Annotated in this window: 12 protein-coding genes and 1 tRNA gene; 2 read left to right on the top strand and 11 right to left on the bottom strand. The window is 63.9% G+C overall.

The genetic code is table 11. The features are described 5' to 3' along the window. Positions 1–573 carry a GspH/FimT family pseudopilin gene (locus ACQ5SA_RS12990; protein WP_353098312.1) on the top strand — a complete coding sequence of 191 codons (573 nt, stop codon included), beginning with the start codon at positions 1–3 and terminating at the stop codon, positions 571–573. Between the two features lie 62 nt (positions 574–635). On the opposite strand, the gene ACQ5SA_RS12985 is transcribed toward ACQ5SA_RS12990, so the two are convergent. From ACQ5SA_RS12985 to grxD, 11 genes are all read right to left on the bottom strand, one after another. Continuing rightward, positions 636–712, bottom strand: a tRNA-Asn gene (locus ACQ5SA_RS12985). Positions 713–763: 51 nt separating this feature from the next. Continuing rightward, positions 764–1,177 (bottom strand): type IV pilin protein, encoded by a 414-nt coding sequence (locus ACQ5SA_RS12980; RefSeq protein ID WP_230110752.1) that lies wholly within the window; start codon positions 1,175–1,177, stop codon positions 764–766. Positions 1,178–1,199: 22 nt separating this feature from the next. Next, positions 1,200–5,867 carry a pilus assembly protein gene (locus ACQ5SA_RS12975; protein ID WP_499314429.1) on the bottom strand — a complete coding sequence of 1,556 codons (4,668 nt, stop codon included), beginning with the start codon at positions 5,865–5,867 and terminating at the stop codon, positions 1,200–1,202. Next, positions 5,864–6,304 carry a pilus assembly PilX family protein gene (locus ACQ5SA_RS12970; RefSeq protein WP_343245338.1) on the bottom strand — a complete coding sequence of 147 codons (441 nt, stop codon included), beginning with the start codon at positions 6,302–6,304 and terminating at the stop codon, positions 5,864–5,866. The genes ACQ5SA_RS12975 and ACQ5SA_RS12970 overlap by 4 nt, the downstream gene beginning before the upstream one ends. A 58-nt stretch (positions 6,305–6,362) precedes the next feature. Then, positions 6,363–7,556, bottom strand: a complete 1,194-nt coding sequence (locus ACQ5SA_RS12965) for a PilW family protein (RefSeq protein ID WP_353098314.1) — start codon at positions 7,554–7,556, stop codon at positions 6,363–6,365. Beyond that, positions 7,553–8,023, bottom strand: coding sequence for a type IV pilus modification protein PilV (gene pilV, locus ACQ5SA_RS12960; protein ID WP_230110757.1), 471 nt, complete (start codon positions 8,021–8,023; stop codon positions 7,553–7,555). The genes ACQ5SA_RS12965 and pilV overlap by 4 nt, the downstream gene beginning before the upstream one ends. After that, positions 8,020–8,538: a GspH/FimT family pseudopilin gene (locus ACQ5SA_RS12955; protein WP_353098316.1), complete on the bottom strand. Its 519-nt coding sequence runs from the start codon at positions 8,536–8,538 to the stop codon at positions 8,020–8,022. Before ACQ5SA_RS12955 ends, pilV begins: the two co-directional genes overlap by 4 nt. 173 nt (positions 8,539–8,711) lie before the next feature. Next, complete coding sequence (gene ppnN / locus ACQ5SA_RS12950) at positions 8,712–10,100, bottom strand: nucleotide 5'-monophosphate nucleosidase PpnN (protein ID WP_499314428.1); 1,389 nt, start codon at positions 10,098–10,100, stop codon at positions 8,712–8,714. 254 nt (positions 10,101–10,354) lie between these two features. Beyond that, entirely contained in the window at positions 10,355–13,546 is a 3,192-nt protein-coding gene (locus ACQ5SA_RS12945; RefSeq protein WP_499314427.1) for a TonB-dependent receptor, read from the bottom strand. A 247-nt stretch (positions 13,547–13,793) separates the two neighbouring features. Further along, entirely contained in the window at positions 13,794–14,570 is a 777-nt protein-coding gene (locus ACQ5SA_RS12940; RefSeq protein ID WP_499314426.1) for an SDR family NAD(P)-dependent oxidoreductase, read from the bottom strand. Continuing rightward, the gene (grxD, locus tag ACQ5SA_RS12935) at positions 14,567–14,887 is read right to left on the bottom strand and encodes a Grx4 family monothiol glutaredoxin (protein ID WP_025875264.1); all 321 of its coding nucleotides are present in this window, start codon (positions 14,885–14,887) and stop codon (positions 14,567–14,569) included. The genes ACQ5SA_RS12940 and grxD overlap by 4 nt, the downstream gene beginning before the upstream one ends. A 119-nt stretch (positions 14,888–15,006) precedes the next feature. Here grxD and ACQ5SA_RS12930 point away from each other — a divergent pair, with 119 nt between their 5' ends. Next, positions 15,007–15,585, top strand: a complete 579-nt coding sequence (locus ACQ5SA_RS12930) for a superoxide dismutase (protein ID WP_205403965.1) — start codon at positions 15,007–15,009, stop codon at positions 15,583–15,585. Positions 15,586–15,616 lie beyond the last annotated feature (31 nt).

Raw genomic sequence — 15,616 nt, 5'->3', positions numbered from 1 at the left:
ATGGTGGCAGTCAAGAACTGCAGTCAACCTGTGGCCATGACTGCGGCCACGCACCTCCCCCACCCTGCGCGATTGGCACGCGGCCTTCACCTGCTGGAACTGGTGATCGTACTGATGGTGCTGTCGGTGCTCCTGACCCTGGTCTGGGGACCTTGGCAGCGCACGCTCCGCCACCTGCAAGCGGAATCACTGCGCGCCGAACTGACCAGCAGCCTGGTACTGGCGCGCAATACAGCCATCACCCAGCGCCGAAGAGTGACGATCTGTGGGTCTGCCGATGGCGTCAACTGCAGCAATGCATGGAGCCAGGGTTGGCTGGTACGGACAGAGCCCTCGCCGTGGGCCGCCGCGACTGCCGCCGCCGTCATCCACGTGCGGGACCGCATACCGTCGCCTGTGCGGATGGAATCCAGCCAACACCGGCGGCATGTACAGTTCCTGCCGGATGGCCGCAATGCCGGCACCAATCAGTCGCTGGTGCTCTGCGTAGACGGGAAAGAGCACAGCAGGGTGATCATCAACGTCGGCGGGCGCGTGCGCAGCGAGCGGCCACGATCTGAGAAGCCTTGCTGAACGCGGCCGATGGCGGATAGAAGAACGAAAAAAGCCGCGATTTCTCGCGGCTTTTTCGAATCTGGCGCCCGAAGTTGGACTCGAACCAACGACCCCCTGATTAACAGTCAAGTGCTCTAACCGGCTGAGCTATTCGGGCGGGGAGGCGCATTCTAGACGCTCATTGCGAGGGTTGCAACACCTTCGTCCCTTACCAGCAACCCGCCACCTTGGCCTCAGTGGGCGTCTTGCGCCCCGCCTGGTCCAGGGTCAGGGTGCCGCACTTGTCCTTGTCCTGACCAGTCCCCGGCACCGCCTGCAGCGTGAACGCCGATGACGTCGCCGCACCGGACAGCGACAGCGTGTAGTACGACTTGCCATCCCGGGGCGACTCGGTGAACGGCAACGACATCCCGCTGTACGTGTTCTGCACGGTATGGAAGCGCTCCAGCTGCTGCGCCAGCTCCACCAGATCGGCCTTCGCCTGCGCACGCCGGGACTTGCGCACGTGCTCGCTGTAGGACGGAATGGCGACGGCGGCGAGGATCGCAATCACGGCGACCGTGATCATCAGCTCGATCAGGGTGAATCCGCGAGCCTTGCGGCGAAGGGTAAAGACGTTCATTCAATGTCCTCGAACTGCATCATCAACGGATCTGCCGCCACGACTGGCGACCACACGCACGCGGCTTGTACAGCGGATCGGCGCCCGGGCTGCGCAGTACGAACGTGCAGGCCTCGGCTTCCAACAGCTTGTCGACCGTACAGCTGGAGGTAGCAGGGTCACACGACCCCAGCTTGGGCACGAACATGTTGGTACCTGTCACCGGAGGTCCCTGCCCAAGATCTCCGCCCTTGGTCAGGGCTACGGCCGCACAGTCACCGGTACAGATCGAGGTGCCGCCGATGGTCGAGCTCAACCCACTCATTGAACCACCGCCGGACAACAGGTTCAGGCCGTACATCCAGTTCACACCGCCCCCGCTACCGCAGATGGCGGTACCTGGAACATAAGTGGTGAAGTACACCGTGCCGCCCTGTACGTTCGGGTTACCCACGAAGCGCTCACCTTCGATGCTGCTGTTCACCACAAGGTCCACATACCAGCCGCGAACAGCGCCGTACACGAAACTGGTGCTGCTGACGGCACGCGCCGAGTAACCATCGGTAGCCGTAGTGGTGATGATGTTCTGCTGCACCAGGTTGGCGCGTCCGCCAGCCGCCGTCTGCAGGTTGTCCCACACACCGTACAGGCTCTGCACCGGCGAGGAACTGCTGACTGCGTTGTCATCGGCCGCGAAGTACTGGCCGGTGCCGAAGAACAGGCTGACGCCACCGCTGGGACCACGGGTGACTTCGATGCCGCCCATGATCGGCTGCGGTTTGCTGTTGCGCACAGCGGTGAACAAAGGAACCCCTCCCAATGCCACCCCCCAGTTGGCCGGGTTGGTATCGGACAGGTCGAACTTCCACAGGTTGCCCTGCATGTCGCCGCTGTACACCGTATCAGTGATGCCATCGTTGTTCTTCAGCGCCACTGTGGCCATGTTGATCAGCCCGTTGCGGTTGGCGTAGGCCGCACCGGTCGGGGAGATCCTGCGCAGCACCTTGCCGGTGGCGATGTCGACCACGAACAGCACCGGCTTGCCGCTGGTGGAATTGACACCGTTGCCGAACAGCGCCACGAAACGTGGCTGACCGCCAGCGGTGGTGCCCGACACCGGAACCACCACCGGCTTGCCCAGTACGAAGCCCAGATCCGACTCGGTCTTGCCCGACACTTCCCACAGCACGTTGCTGGCACCGAAGCCGGTCGGGTTGCCCACGTCCAGCGCGAACACCGAACCGTTGCTGGCCTTGCCACCACTGGGTGCGACCGACGAGCCGCCACCACCGGTGGTACCCACCAGCACGGTGCGCCAATTGCTGCCGTCGTACACATCCGACGATGTCAGCGGACCATCCACGTAGTAGCGGTGGCCGTACTTGGGATTGGCCAGTTCAGCGATGTGCTGCAGCGACGACGACGGAATGAACGCCAGCTCCTCGTTCCCGGCTGCGACAGTGTCCGAGCCGTTGAAGCCATGCAGCATGCCGTCGTTGGCACCGACATAGATCATCGTCGGCGGGCCACTGCTCGCCTGCTTTGCCTTCAGGTACGTGGCGTACGACGTGCCCAGCGTCTTCTTCCATGGAGCCGCTTGAACGCTCCAGTAGCCATAGCCGAAGTCATCACGGTTGGAGACGACCTCGGTACCCGAGTTGACGATATCGCCCAATGGGGAGCTGCGCGTGCGGAAGCCACTGATGGCAGCGCCACGGAGGTAGCTGACCAGGTTGGCCGAGGTCTTGCCGGTGTACCAGTCCGGACGCGTGACCAAGCCCAGGGTCGCGGCCTTCGCATTTTCGTCGGCGCCGGGCACGTTGGCCGAAGTGAACTCTGCCACCGTGGCAGCGGTGACTGTGTCCTTGGCCGAATCGGTGGATGTGGGTGTCGTCGCCATGTAAATACGCCGGCTCGACGACGCGAGCTTGCTCGATGCCCGCCACAACTCTGCACCATCGGCGCCGGTATTGGTCACCCGAGTAGCGATGACATCACCGGTCCAGTCGTTGCTGCCGGAGGGCACGCGGAAATGCGACGCTACGGTGAACGAGCCCGTACTGATGCGCGCGCCCGAACCGCTGCCACCCACCGGCGCATCGCCTTCGGCCGCACTGTCGAAGATTTCTTCCAGCGCCTGCTTCAGCTTGGTCGGGTTGCGGGCCAGGAAGTAGTTGTCCGGCACGCCCTTCTTCTTGCTGTCCCAAGCCTTGCCACCCGCGCGCACACCGTACTTCGCCGCGTACCACAACGGGCTTTCCATCTGGCCTGCAGCGGTGGTCGACGCCTTGTACTTGATGACCACCGGCTTCTGCCAGTTGCTGGGGAAGTTGTTGGTGGTGCTCAGCACGGAGGCGTTGGAATTGCCCGGGCGCAGCGCCAGGCGCTGCACGGTGTTTGCTGCATTGGAACCGGTGATCGTATAACCCGTCAGCATCGCGTTGCCGGCATAGGCAGACAGGTTTTCGATACGGATCAGCACTTCGTCAGCGGCAACGTCATTGACCAGCGTCGTCCCGATCCACTCGTCGTTGCTGTTGCGGGTGTAGTTGCACAACCGGGTATTGCCGACCGCGCTGTTGCTCACTTTCGCATCGGCGCGCCAGCAGATGTTGTTGAAGGCACCCGTATCGTTGCAGGCCGCGCCCACGCAGTAGCTCAACATGGCCACAACGTCATTGTCATGGTCGTTGCCCCACAGCGAATCCTCCCAGACCAGCGAGAAACTGCCGGCCATGGCATCGGAACGGTAGGTGCGGCCGTAGACGAGGTTGCCGCCGGCGCTGTTGGCCTCTTTGGTGCCGATGCCAACCGAGCCCAGGAAGCAGCTGCGCCAGCCATTGGTGGTCTGCGTTGCGCTGCCGGAATTGTTGGCCTGGCACAGCGGCGCCAGGCCGATCTTGCGTCCACCCACCGCAATTTCGAACTGCGGCAGATTCTCGGCCATCGCCACGGTATAGGTGGTCGCTGTCAGCTTGTAAGACGAAGGTTTGCCCTGCACACCCGGGCGCATGTCGGTCTCGGCAGCCGCCTTGGCCAGGCCGGCCATCATGTAGCTGCCCTCCATCGAGGGGATATCGGGGCAGATGCCGCGCGCCTTGCTCAGGCTGGTTACGGTCCGGCCTTGGCAGATATCTTCATGGGTGTTCAGCGACGTGCCTTTTGGGGTGTCGCCGACACGACCGATCATATAGGTGTTGCCGGCGATGCCCTCGGCGGCGCCGACGGCATCGGTGGCTGTGGTGGCCGCGGCAAGATTGGCCACCGACCCGATGTTGTCGCTGTCGAACGAGGGCAGGCCCGAGGACAGCACGAGGATGCTGCAGGTCGCGCAATAGGAATTGCCGCCATCGGCCGGCAAGCGGTAGGGATCCTTCCAGGCCACGCTGGTAGGCAGGCCGCTGAGGTCGCCACTGTCACCATAGACTTTGGCGCCGCCCCCCACATAGCGAAGCGCCTCGGCATACATTTCCGCCAGCGGATTACCCCAGGCACTGCACTTCTGGCCACTGGTACCCGGATCGGCCAGGTTGCCATTGCCGCCCTGATCCTGACGATTGAGGATGCCGTAGGTATTGCAGTCGTTCCAGTTGCTGCTCCAATTCCATTGATCAATGCGGAAGTTGGAGATGGTGTTGATGATGCCTTCGGAACCACTGGCCAGCGCGTTGCAGAACTGGCCGGTGGACAGGTTGATTTCATCGCCGGCGGCACAGAACGTGGTGCCATTGCCGGCGATCTTGCCTATGTTGCGACGCAGGACGCCGCCATCGCGTGGGCTGGAATACGTGCCACTGATCAGGCCAAAGCGCAGGCGCCCGCTTTCGCCATAGGTCTGCAGCACGCCAGCCGGCTTGTAGCGATCGGTGGCGCCATCGTTGTACTTGCGGCAGTAGCCTTCGCGCAAGGCGGCATTGGTCGAGCCACAGACTTCCGCACGCACGGTGTAGTCAGCCGTCGAACGTGGCGTGTCCGCACTGCCCTCGCCGGAGCGATTGACGCCGCACTGGTAGGATGCAGTGGACGCCCACTCGGACCAGTTGCCAGAAGCAACACGCATCAGCGGCGCACCATTGGCGGCAATGGTCGCATTGCAGAATGACTGCGTGCCGGAAAGCGGCGTGAAACTGCCGATGTCGCTGCCGCTGTAGACCTTGACCCAGGCATGTAGATCACTGGGGATCTGCGCGCGCTCGATGATGGTCTTGTCCTTCGTATCTTCCGAACGCTGGCCGCCATAGAGCACGCCGCGCATCACGTCCAGACGACTCATCGTCACCCAGTTGAGGAAGTTGCCCGACCAGGCGCTGCTGCAGCTGTGGCCGTTGGTGCCACCTGCGGCGGCCGACGCCTTGAACACGCCACTGGCGTAGCCATAGCACAGCTTGGAATCGAAGTAGCCACCGTATTCGAATGCATCCAGATAGGTGGTATCGAGGATGCCATCCGGTTCACCGCCCGGTCCGCCACCGATGTCGCTGTAGTCGCTGTAGGCCTTGTTGAACAACTGCTCATCGCGCGACATCACCATCATCATCAGCGGTGGCTGGCTCTGCTTGGTGTACAGCGGCTCCTGGGCGATGTCATAGTCGCCGAGCGCCGCCTGCAACGGAAGAATCAGCGCGGCCAACCCGGCCAACACGGCAACCCCGGCCCCGGCACGCAGCCAGGTAGCGGGACGGAGGCGAAGGAAACGACGTTCGTTGTTCATGGGATGAAGACCGTGTCGATGACGGCACTGGCAGAGGCGTCGGTGGGGGCATCACTGGCCAGGGCCGTGACCTGGTAGGTGTTTCCGGTTTCTTCGTTGGCCCGCTTGCCGGTCTTGATGCTGGAACCGGTATTGCCCGAAGAGCATTTGTCGATGCGCCGGGTGTAGCTGGCCGCGGTCTTGGTGATTGCGTTGGCCCAGGTCAGCGGGTCGTAGGTCGGGCTGCACTCTTCCTGATCAGCGAGGAAGACGTTCGCGCCATCCAGCGCGGTTTCAATGCCGGTCTCGACCTGGCGCGCACTCGACTCAGCGTTCTGGAACGCCAGGTTCGTGCGCAGGTAATTGGAGGCCATGCGCTCCTGCATGCTGGTGACCTGCATGCCCGCGATGCCGATCAATGCCAACAGAATGAGCATGATGAGGGCCACGTAGAGCACCGCGCCGCGTTGACGGCGGGGAGCGACGGGCCGGAATCGGTGTGAGCGCATGATGACCTCAGTTGCCGAACAGGCGGTTGCGCAGTGCGACGGTGGTCTGGTAGACCGCGCGCATGCGTCCATCGGTAGGGGCGGTATAGGTAACCCCCATGGATACCAGCGAGGCGTTGGAGTCTGCCTGGCGGGCTGCTGCCGGATCCGGACTGGAGACCAGCAGGCCCACCTGGACGACGCCGACACGTCGCCAAGCCAGGCCGATGTCGCTGGGCAGCGAGTCCTGCACGGCCTTCGCCGTACCCTGACGATCGATGTAACCGGAAGGCCGAGCGCCCAGACTGCGGTCCTGGCCGTAAAGCAGTTGCAGGTTCTCTACACCCTCCACCATCGCTTCCGGGCTGGACGCAACCAGATCGCCGTTCGGGGCCGCACCGAAGCGCACGCGGTACAGCGAGCTCTGTTTGGTCGTCGCGTCGTAACCCACGTAGTAGACGGCGCTTTCAGCGCGATACAGCATCGCTTGACCAAGCATGTATCCATTGCTGAAGGTGCGCGAGCCGTTCAACTTCACGGTGTCAAAGGTGATGGTGCCGGTCGTTGCGTTGACTGCACTGGCCTGGAAGACCGTGGCCGAACCACAGTCGGCAACGCCGAAAAGACCCGGATTGGTCACGCCGCTGCGCAGCACCGACCAACGCGCCGCCTCAAAGGTGTACACCGGCTTTTCGATGGTGCCACCGATGGCCGTGATCGGAACACCGTCAGGCATCAGGTAGCGCAGCGCAATGATGTCGCTGCCATCGACCCGGTTGGTCAACGCGCTGGCGATCGCCGTCGGCAATGCCGGGGTATAGGCAGTACCTCCCGTCGCGGGCGTCGCTGCCAACGTGAGCGTCTTGCCCGGCTCCGTGCCGGTGGCCTCGTAGCCTTGGATGGAACGCATGAAATCGAGGCCAGGGTTAGCCGCGCCATCCAGGGTGGACTGCAAGGTGGACAGCGATTCCAGCGTGTGCGCCTGGTCGTTGGTGCAGCCGAAATGTCCGGCCATACGGATCTCACGCTGCAGCGTATCCATCGCGAAACGGCTGTTTTCCTGCACGCGGGCAAGACCTTCGGACAGCTGATAGGCCGTGCGCGAGGCAGAGAACACCTGCACCACCGCCAACAGGATGATCAAGCCGATGACCAGCGAGATCATCAGTTCGATCAACGACAGGCCCTGCATGCGCCGGGCAGAGGAGCTGACGCGGCTCACAGGCGGGTACTCGCGGTGAAGGTGGTGTCGACCGCATCCGCCTTCCAGCGTTCGTCGCCCCACGTGACCTGGACCGAATACTGATTGCCATTGCGGGTGACCGAAGCTTTGCTCTCCGCACCCAACGATTTACCCAGGCGGCAGCGCCAGTCGGTCATGTAGGTGTCCTTGGCGATGGCCGCGCCGGTTGGCGGCTCACACTTGGTGGTCGTTGCGGTGTAATCACCCACGTAGAGCGGCGCGGCAACGCGGTTGGCGCGGATCTGATCCAGCAGTTCGTAGCTGAGATTGGTGGCCTGAGTGCGGAAATTCGCGCTCTGCACGTAGCGGACATTCATCGTCTGCAGCAGGGCGAAGCCCAGCAGGCCGAAGCCCAGCACAAGGATCGCGATCAGCACTTCGATCAGGGTGAAGCCCTGCTGCGTGCGACCGGAAATCCGACGGCGTTGGTGAGCGGCGCGTGTCACTTGCAGGCCTCCTTCTGCAGGCGGGTCTGCCCGGTAAGCGAGATGGACAATCGCCGCTGCAGCGGCTGGCTGCCGCAATCTGCCGGACGCAAAGTAATGTCCTGCGCGGTCACGGCACGGCTGCGGCCACGAGGGTCGAATGCGATGGTAAGCGCCTGGTCGCTGACGCCCTGCATCTTCGTCCGGGCCTCTGCGTAGCGCAGCACGACCTCACCGGCGTCGAAGCTGCCATTGCCATTGGCGTCGTTCCAGACCATCCAGCCATCTGCCCAGGACTTGCCATCGCAGCTGGTGCCCGCCGTGGAAGCACAGACCCCGCCGCCACGCGTGCCACGAATGGCTTCCGAGCGCGCCAACGCGAGCGCAGCAATCAACTCGTTGCTGGTGGTGGCCATCCGATTGGAGCGGATCGTGCCCTGAAAGCTGGGATAGGCAATAGTGCTCAGGATCGCCAGCACGGCAATCGTGACCATCAGTTCGACCAGCGTGAAGCCATTGGACCGGCGCGATGACATTGGACGCTCCCCAGCGTGTTGGTGGCCACGATGGCGCACCGGCCTGCCGCCGGCAAGCGGCGGCAGGATGAACGGTCAGATCCGGGCGACGGGCGTCAAAGCCTTGACGTCCCGCCCTCCCCCGGGCGGTCCGGCACGGCCCCCGCCGCGCCGTCCAGCCACCATCGCCCGGCTTACGCCAGCACCTGGTAGCAGGGCTGGTACTCGCCGGAGATCTTCATCCGGCGCTGCTCGACGAAGGCGCGCAGCAGCTCGTCCAGCGCCTGCATCATGTCGGTGTCGCCATGGATCTGGAACGGTCCGAACTCCTCGATGCGGCGCATGCCGTCTTCCTTCACGTTGCCGGCGACGATGCCCGAGAACGCCCGGCGCAGGTCAGCCGCCAACGCGTGCGGCGCACGCCCGTGGTGCAGGTCCAGCGCCGCCATCGCTTCGTGGGTCGGCACGAACGGCTGCTGGTATTCCCACGGAATCTCAATGGACCAGTTGAAGAAGAACGAATCCTTCTGGGCCAGGCGATGCTCGCGCACGCGCTTGATGCCGGACGACATCTTCTTGGCCACCGCCACCGGATCGCCGATGACGATTTCGTAGCGCTCGGCCGCGGCGTCGCCCAGGGTCAGGCGGATGAAGCGGTCGATCTGCTCGAAGTACGGCGCAGCCACGGTCGGGCCGGTCAGGATCAGCGGGAACGGCAGGTCCTTGTTCTCCTCGCGCAGCAGGATGCCGAGCAGGTACAGGATCTCCTCGGCGGTACCCACGCCACCGGCGAATACGATGATGCCGTGGCCGATGCGGACGAAGGCCTCAAGGCGCTTCTCGATGTCCGGCATGATCACCAGGTGATTGACGATCGGATTCGGCGACTCGGCGGCGATGATGCCCGGCTCGGTCAGGCCGATGTAGCGGGTCACCGTCCGGCGCTGCTTGGCGTGGGCGATGGTGGCGCCCTTCATCGGGCCTTTCATCGCGCCCGGGCCGCAGCCGGTGCAGATGTCCAGGCCGCGCAGGCCCAGCTCGTAACCGACCTGCTTGGTATACAGGTACTCGTCGCGCGAGATCGAGTGGCCGCCCCAGCAGACCACCAGGTTCGGGTCACCCGGGTTGAGGATGCGCGCGTTGCGCAGCAGCCCGAACACCGCATTGGTGATGCCCTCGGACGACTCCAGCTCGGCCGCGTAGGCCGGGCCCATCTCGATGGCCATGTAGGCCAGGTCGCGGACCACCGCAAACAACAGTTCGGCCACGCCGCGGATGATTTCGCCATCGACGAATGCCATCGCCGGCGCATTGGCCAGGTCGATGCGCACGCCGCGATCCTGCTGCGCCACCTGGATGTCGAAGTCGGGATAGAGATCGCGCGCCGCGCGCGGATCATCGGAAGCACTGCCACTGGTCAGCACGGCCAGCGCGCAGCGGCGCAGCAGCTCGTGCATGCCGCCGCCGGAGGCATCGCGCAGGCGCGCAACCTCGGCCCGCGACAGCACATCCAGGCCACCACGCGGGTAGATCCGCGCGTCCTGCACCGGCAGCGTCCGCGCTGCCTTTTCGTTCGTTGTCATATCCACTTTTCTGCTTCCTTTAAGGTGTCCGACTGTACTGCCGCCCCCTTAAAAAGCAAAACGGCCGGGAAGCCCGACCGTTGGATAGGTGCGTCCCGCGTTCGCCGCTTCGGGACCGCTTCGGCGGCATCTGCGCCGCGCACGTGTCTGGATGCTACGCCGATGCAGGCACCCCCGCAAGGACTTTCGCCTGAACGGGAAACGGCCGGGTTTCCCCGGCCGTTTCCGTGCACAGCTGTTGCTACGTCAGTTCATCAGAACTGGTAGCGGAAGCCCAGCTGCAGCGACCACTGCGACACACCCACGTCGAAGCCATCGGCGTCGGCGTTTGCGACGGTCGGCGCATCGGCGTTGCGGTAGTTGTACACGTACTTGCCCTGGTACATGCCCTGCAGGGTGGCCACACGAGCATCGGCAAAGAAGCCGTAGTCGTAGATGTTGCCCCACTTCTTGTTCAGCATGTTGCCGACGTTCTGCACGTCCAGCCAGATTTCCGACTTGTGGCCCTTCATGAAGCCCGGCAGCTGCTGGCTGATGCGGATATCGAAGGTGTTGATCCAGCCAGTGCGGAACTCATTGGCACCCGGCGTGCTGCCGGCGTACTTGGCCAGGTCCGGATTGGCGGCCAGCCAGGTGAAGAAGTCCTTTTCCATCTGCGCGTTGGCGGTGAACTGGCCATTGGCGGCCAGCGTACCGAACAGCACATCGCCCGGGCCCTTCGGCACGTAGAACAGGTCGTTGGCGTTACGGCCGTCGCCGTTGGCGTCGTTGACGTAGACGTAGCTGTACGGACGACCGCTGCGGCCTTCGTACACCAGACCAACCTTGGTCTCGTAGTCACCGAAGAACTTGTGCTTCCAGTTCAGCGAACCCGACAGGCGGTCGCGGATCTGGTAGCGCGAGGTGTTCTCGACCGGAGTGTTGGCGTCGAAGGCGTACTGGTAGTTCCAACCCGAGCTGGCGGTGGAGCTGGTCAGCGAGCCGACTTCGGTGGCATCGGTGTAGGTGTAACCGATGTTCCAGGACCAGTCACTGGCATCCGACCACGGCTTGGACAGCGACGCGGTGAACTGCGAGGTGCGGCCCTTGTCGGTGTTGTTGATCAGGTAGACGTCAGCGTACTGCCTGGAGTTGCGACCGATGCGTGCATCGCCGGTGGTCCAGGAGCCGACCTTGCTGGCGCTGTAGAACATGTCACGACCGTCCGGACCCTGGTACTGCACCGGGCCCAGATTCAGGTTCTGGTAGAACAGGCCATCCTTGACCTTGGTGACCAGCAGTTCGGCCGAAGCCACGATGCCGTACCAGGGGGTCTCGTGATCGAAAGCCAGGTTGGCCTTGTAAGTCGACGGCATGCGGAAATCGTTGCCGACGAAGTTGACGCTCTGCACAGCCGAACCCGGGGCAGTCGGCACCGGCTGGCTGTTCTTGTCGCCGCTGAATCCCACCGCCGGGTTGTAGGTCTTGATGCTGTAGACGGTGTTGTTGAAGCCGGTCCCCGAGTAGCTGTTGCTCAGCCACACCTGCGGGGAATCACCCTGGAACAGGCCAACGCCACCACGCAGCTGGGTCGGACGCTCGGTGTCGAAGGTGTAGTTGAAGCCCACACGCGGCTGGATCAGGAACTTGTTGTTCAGGACCTTGCTGTTGTCGTAGCCGAAGAACGTCGAAGCAGGACCGTTGTAGGCCGGCGACGGGCTGGTGTCCGGACGGTCAGCGCGCAGACCCATGGTCAGGGTCAGGTTGCTGTTGACGTACCAGGTGTCCTGCACGAACAGCGCCAGGCTGCTGTACTTGTAGTCGGCGGGGATGGAACCCGGGGCGCGCTCCGGCTTGTAGTCGTAGGTGCTCCAGATACCCTTGGCGAAGTTGTCCAGGCCATAGAAGGTATAGGCGCCCCAGGAACCAGAGCCGAAGTAGTTGTAGATGTCGTTGGTATCGTAAGAACCACCGAACTTCAGGTCGTGGTTGCCCAGGGTCAGGGTACCGGCGGCGTAGTAGTTCCACGCCTTGGTCTTCAGGATGTTGTCCTGCGAGTTGACTTCAGTACCCAGGTACAGCGAGTCACCCGACGGTGCAGCTGCCGAGCCATCGAAGAAGATGCGGACGCTGGGCGCATTGGTGTTGACCGCACGGATCGCCGAGTACTCGCGGTAGGACGCCTTCAGTTCGGTCGAGAAGGTGTCGGTCCAGTCGCTGAACAGCTGGGCGACGTAGCTCTCGTTGGTCTTGTTGTGCTGGTACCAGTACGAGTTCAGCGATGCCGAGCTCGTGGTCATGCCGTTGATGCGCAGCTTGCTCTGGTCGATCTTGCTGTAACGGATGTTGGCACGGTGGTTGTCGCTGATGTTCCAGTCCAGCTTCAGCGCGTACTCTTCCATCGAGGTGTCGCCGTTGCTTTCCAGGCCACCGGCGTCGATGCCGTAGCCCTGCGCGATCTGCTGCGCACGGGTCACGTCAGCCAGGGTGAACTGGCCATTGGCCTTGCCCAGCGGGGTGGTGCTGATGTCGGCGCCCGGGGCGGACTGCTCGAACTTCTCGTAGTTGGCGAAGAAGAACAGCTTGTCCTTGAGGATCGGACCACCGACGGTCATGCCGTAGGTCTTTTCCTTGGTGAAGCCATTGAACGGCTGGCCTTCCGGGTTGTCACCGAACCAGTCGCCGTCACGGTAGGTGCCGTACACCGAACCGTGGAATTCATTGGTACCCGACTTGGTCACCGCGTTGACGGTGGCGCCGGCAGCGGCAGCGATGCTGACGTCGTAGTTGGACAGGTTGATGTCCAGCGCTTCGATGGCTTCCATCGCGACCGGCTGGCGGCGGGTCGGCATGTTGTTGCCTTCCAGGCCGAAGGTATCGCTGGCCGAAACGCCGTCGATGCTGATCGAGTTGAAGCGCGGGTTCTGGCCGCCGGCCGAGATCGAGCCCGAAGCACGATCGATGAAGGTCACGCGCGGATCCAGACGCATCAGATCCTGGATGTTGCCGCCGATGGACGGCGCAATTTCGATCTGCTGCTGGCTGATGTTGGTGCCCGAACCCATCTTGGTGGCGCTGAACACTTCCGAGCCGCCGCCGACAGCGGTGACCTGCACGGTGTCCAGGTTGGTCGCGGCGAGGTCGCCGGCCAGGGTGGCGTTGATGGTGCCGGTCTGGTTCACGCCCAGGTAGACGCCATCTTCGGTCTTGGTGCCTTCACCGGACTTGGTGATGGTGATCGAGTACGGACCGCCCACGCGCAGGCCGCGCGCGTTGTAACGACCCGCCGCATCGGTGGTCGCACGCGAAACGGTGCCCGACTCGGTGTGGGTGATGGTGACTTCAGCACCGGCGACGGGCTGGCCGGCACGGGACACGACCTGGCCGCCGACACCGGCAGAGGTGCTCTGGGCGAAGGCGGGAGCGGCGGCGAGCGCAGCCACGAGACCAAGGGTGAGCTTGGACATCCGGAATGGGTGAGTCATTGTTCGGTAGCCTCGATGCGAGTTGGCGATGGCGGAAAAAAAGCGCATCCAAGCAGCCTTGCGGGCGGCTGTTCGGACATTTATCTGGGGTTCCCTACCGTGAACGGCAGCTGCCGCAACGGTTAACACTAGATTAACACGCTACGCTTTCAATGTGACGGTTGTGCGACAAACGGCACCGGATCGCAACGCTATCGTGACGGGATCTTCATTCCGCTTTACGAACGTCTTAACCCGTCGATGGCGGATTGCCCGCATCGAACACCTGCCCCCGCCACGCCTGTCCAGCGGCGGACAACAGGGTCACGGCCGCCGCTGCGGCAGCCTCCGGGCCACGTGCGGCCGGGTCCTGGTCGATCGAATAGGCCCGCGCCCGCAGGGCGGTACGCAAGGGGCCGGGGTAAAGACCACTTACCCGCACCGGGCTGCGGGCCAGCTCGTCATGCAGGCTGCCGATCAGCCCGCGCAGGCCATGCTGGGCGGCGCCATAGCCGCCCCAGTACGCCTGCCCCACCCGCTCAGGGGCATCCACGGTGAATACCAGTGCCGCGTCTTCACGCTGGCGCAGCAACGGCAGGCAGGCCTGGGCCAGCCAGGCAGGAGCGGTCAGGGTGACGTGCACGGCACGGGCGAAACTGGCCGGGTCGGCCAGCTCGAACGGGGTCAGGCCGGGAAAGTGCGCTGCACAGACCAGCAGCCCATCAAGACGTCCCAGCTCCTGCGCCACGGCCTGGGCCAGTTCGGCATAGTCGTCAGGACCTGCACCTTCCAGGTCCAACGGGTACAGCAGGGGTTCCGGCCCGACCGCCTGCACCTGGGCGTAGACCCGGTCCAGCCGGCGTGGCTTGCGCCCCAGCAGGACCACGGTGGCTCCCGCCTCGGCGGCAGCCACAGCGGCGGCACTCCCCAGCCCACCACCGGCGCCGGCAACGAGCACCACGCGATCCTGCAACGGGCGGCCATCGAGCGCCCCGTCTGCCGGTGACGTCGATGGCCAGGCGCTCATCCCTGCGCAGCCTCTTCGACGATGCGCTTGAGTTCGCCGGCTTCGAACAGTTCCATGACGATGTCACAGCCGCCGATCAACTCACCGTTGATGAACAGCTGCGGGAAGGTGGGCAGGTTGGAGAAGCGCGGCAGGTTGGCGCGGATCTCGGGCTCTTCCAGCACATTGACCGTGCGCAGCGCAACGGCGCCTGCGGCCATCAAGGCCTGCACGGCACGGCTGGAATAGCCGCACATGGGGTATTGCGGGGTGCCCTTCATGAACAGCACGAGCGGGTAACGATCCACCTCGGCCTGGATTTGCTGCATTACCGCCACACCTCACTCCTTGCGTCGCCGGACAAACCAACCGTGATGGTCGGCTAGACTGCCCACGGTAGCCCCCATTGTAAGCCGATGGTACCGGCTGCCGCCGCCCCCTGGCCACGAACCTGTCCATGCCCGTCGAATTGCCCGCCCTGCCCTACCTGCCCTCGTCCCTGCAGCCGCACCTGTCGGCACAGACCGTGGAACTGCATCACGGCCGCCACCATCGCACCTACGTCGACGCGGTCAACGCCGCCATCGTCGGCACCGAATGGGAAGAAGCCACGCTGGAGGACATCGTCCGCCACGCCCAAGGCGCGCTGTTCGATGCCGCTGCCCAGGCCTGGAACCACGGCTTCTACTGGCAGTGCCTGCGCCCGCGTGGCGGTGGCGAACCGCAGGGCCGCCTGGGCGAACTGGTCAAGCGCCAGTTCGGCGACGGCCAGCGTCTTCGCGAAGAGTTCAACCGGACCGCGCTTGGCCTGTTCGGCTCCGGCTGGGTGTGGCTGGTACAGCACCCGGGTGGGCAGCTCGGCCTGCAGGCGACGCGCAACGCGGGCACGCCGCTCACCGGCGACAGCACGCCACTGCTGTGCTGCGATGTCTGGGAGCACGCGTACTACACCGACTACCAGAATGATCGTGCGCGTTATCTGGAAGCATTCTGGCAACTGGTGAACTGGGAGTTCGCCGAGAGCCAGCTGCGCTGATACGGGCTGATATCCGCCGGGCATTACCCGG

It is taken from the genome of Stenotrophomonas indicatrix, from assembly GCF_050573115.1.
Classification (GTDB): domain Bacteria; phylum Pseudomonadota; class Gammaproteobacteria; order Xanthomonadales; family Xanthomonadaceae; genus Stenotrophomonas; species Stenotrophomonas lactitubi_A.
This window is presented reverse-complemented; position numbering and strand designations above follow the sequence as displayed.

Coding starts and splice junctions, on each gene's coding strand:
- ACQ5SA_RS12955 (WP_353098316.1), bottom strand. CDS start 8,538: ATGTCATCGCGCCGGTCCAATGGCTTCACGCTGGTCGAACTGATGGTC.
- ppnN (WP_499314428.1), bottom strand. CDS start 10,100: ATGACAACGAACGAAAAGGCAGCGCGGACGCTGCCGGTGCAGGACGCG.
- ACQ5SA_RS12990 (WP_353098312.1), top strand. CDS start 1: ATGGTGGCAGTCAAGAACTGCAGTCAACCTGTGGCCATGACTGCGGCC.
- ACQ5SA_RS12930 (WP_205403965.1), top strand. CDS start 15,007: ATGCCCGTCGAATTGCCCGCCCTGCCCTACCTGCCCTCGTCCCTGCAG.
- ACQ5SA_RS12945 (WP_499314427.1), bottom strand. CDS start 13,546: ATGTCCAAGCTCACCCTTGGTCTCGTGGCTGCGCTCGCCGCCGCTCCC.
- ACQ5SA_RS12940 (WP_499314426.1), bottom strand. CDS start 14,570: ATGAGCGCCTGGCCATCGACGTCACCGGCAGACGGGGCGCTCGATGGC.
- ACQ5SA_RS12975 (WP_499314429.1), bottom strand. CDS start 5,867: ATGAACAACGAACGTCGTTTCCTTCGCCTCCGTCCCGCTACCTGGCTG.
- ACQ5SA_RS12980 (WP_230110752.1), bottom strand. CDS start 1,177: ATGAACGTCTTTACCCTTCGCCGCAAGGCTCGCGGATTCACCCTGATC.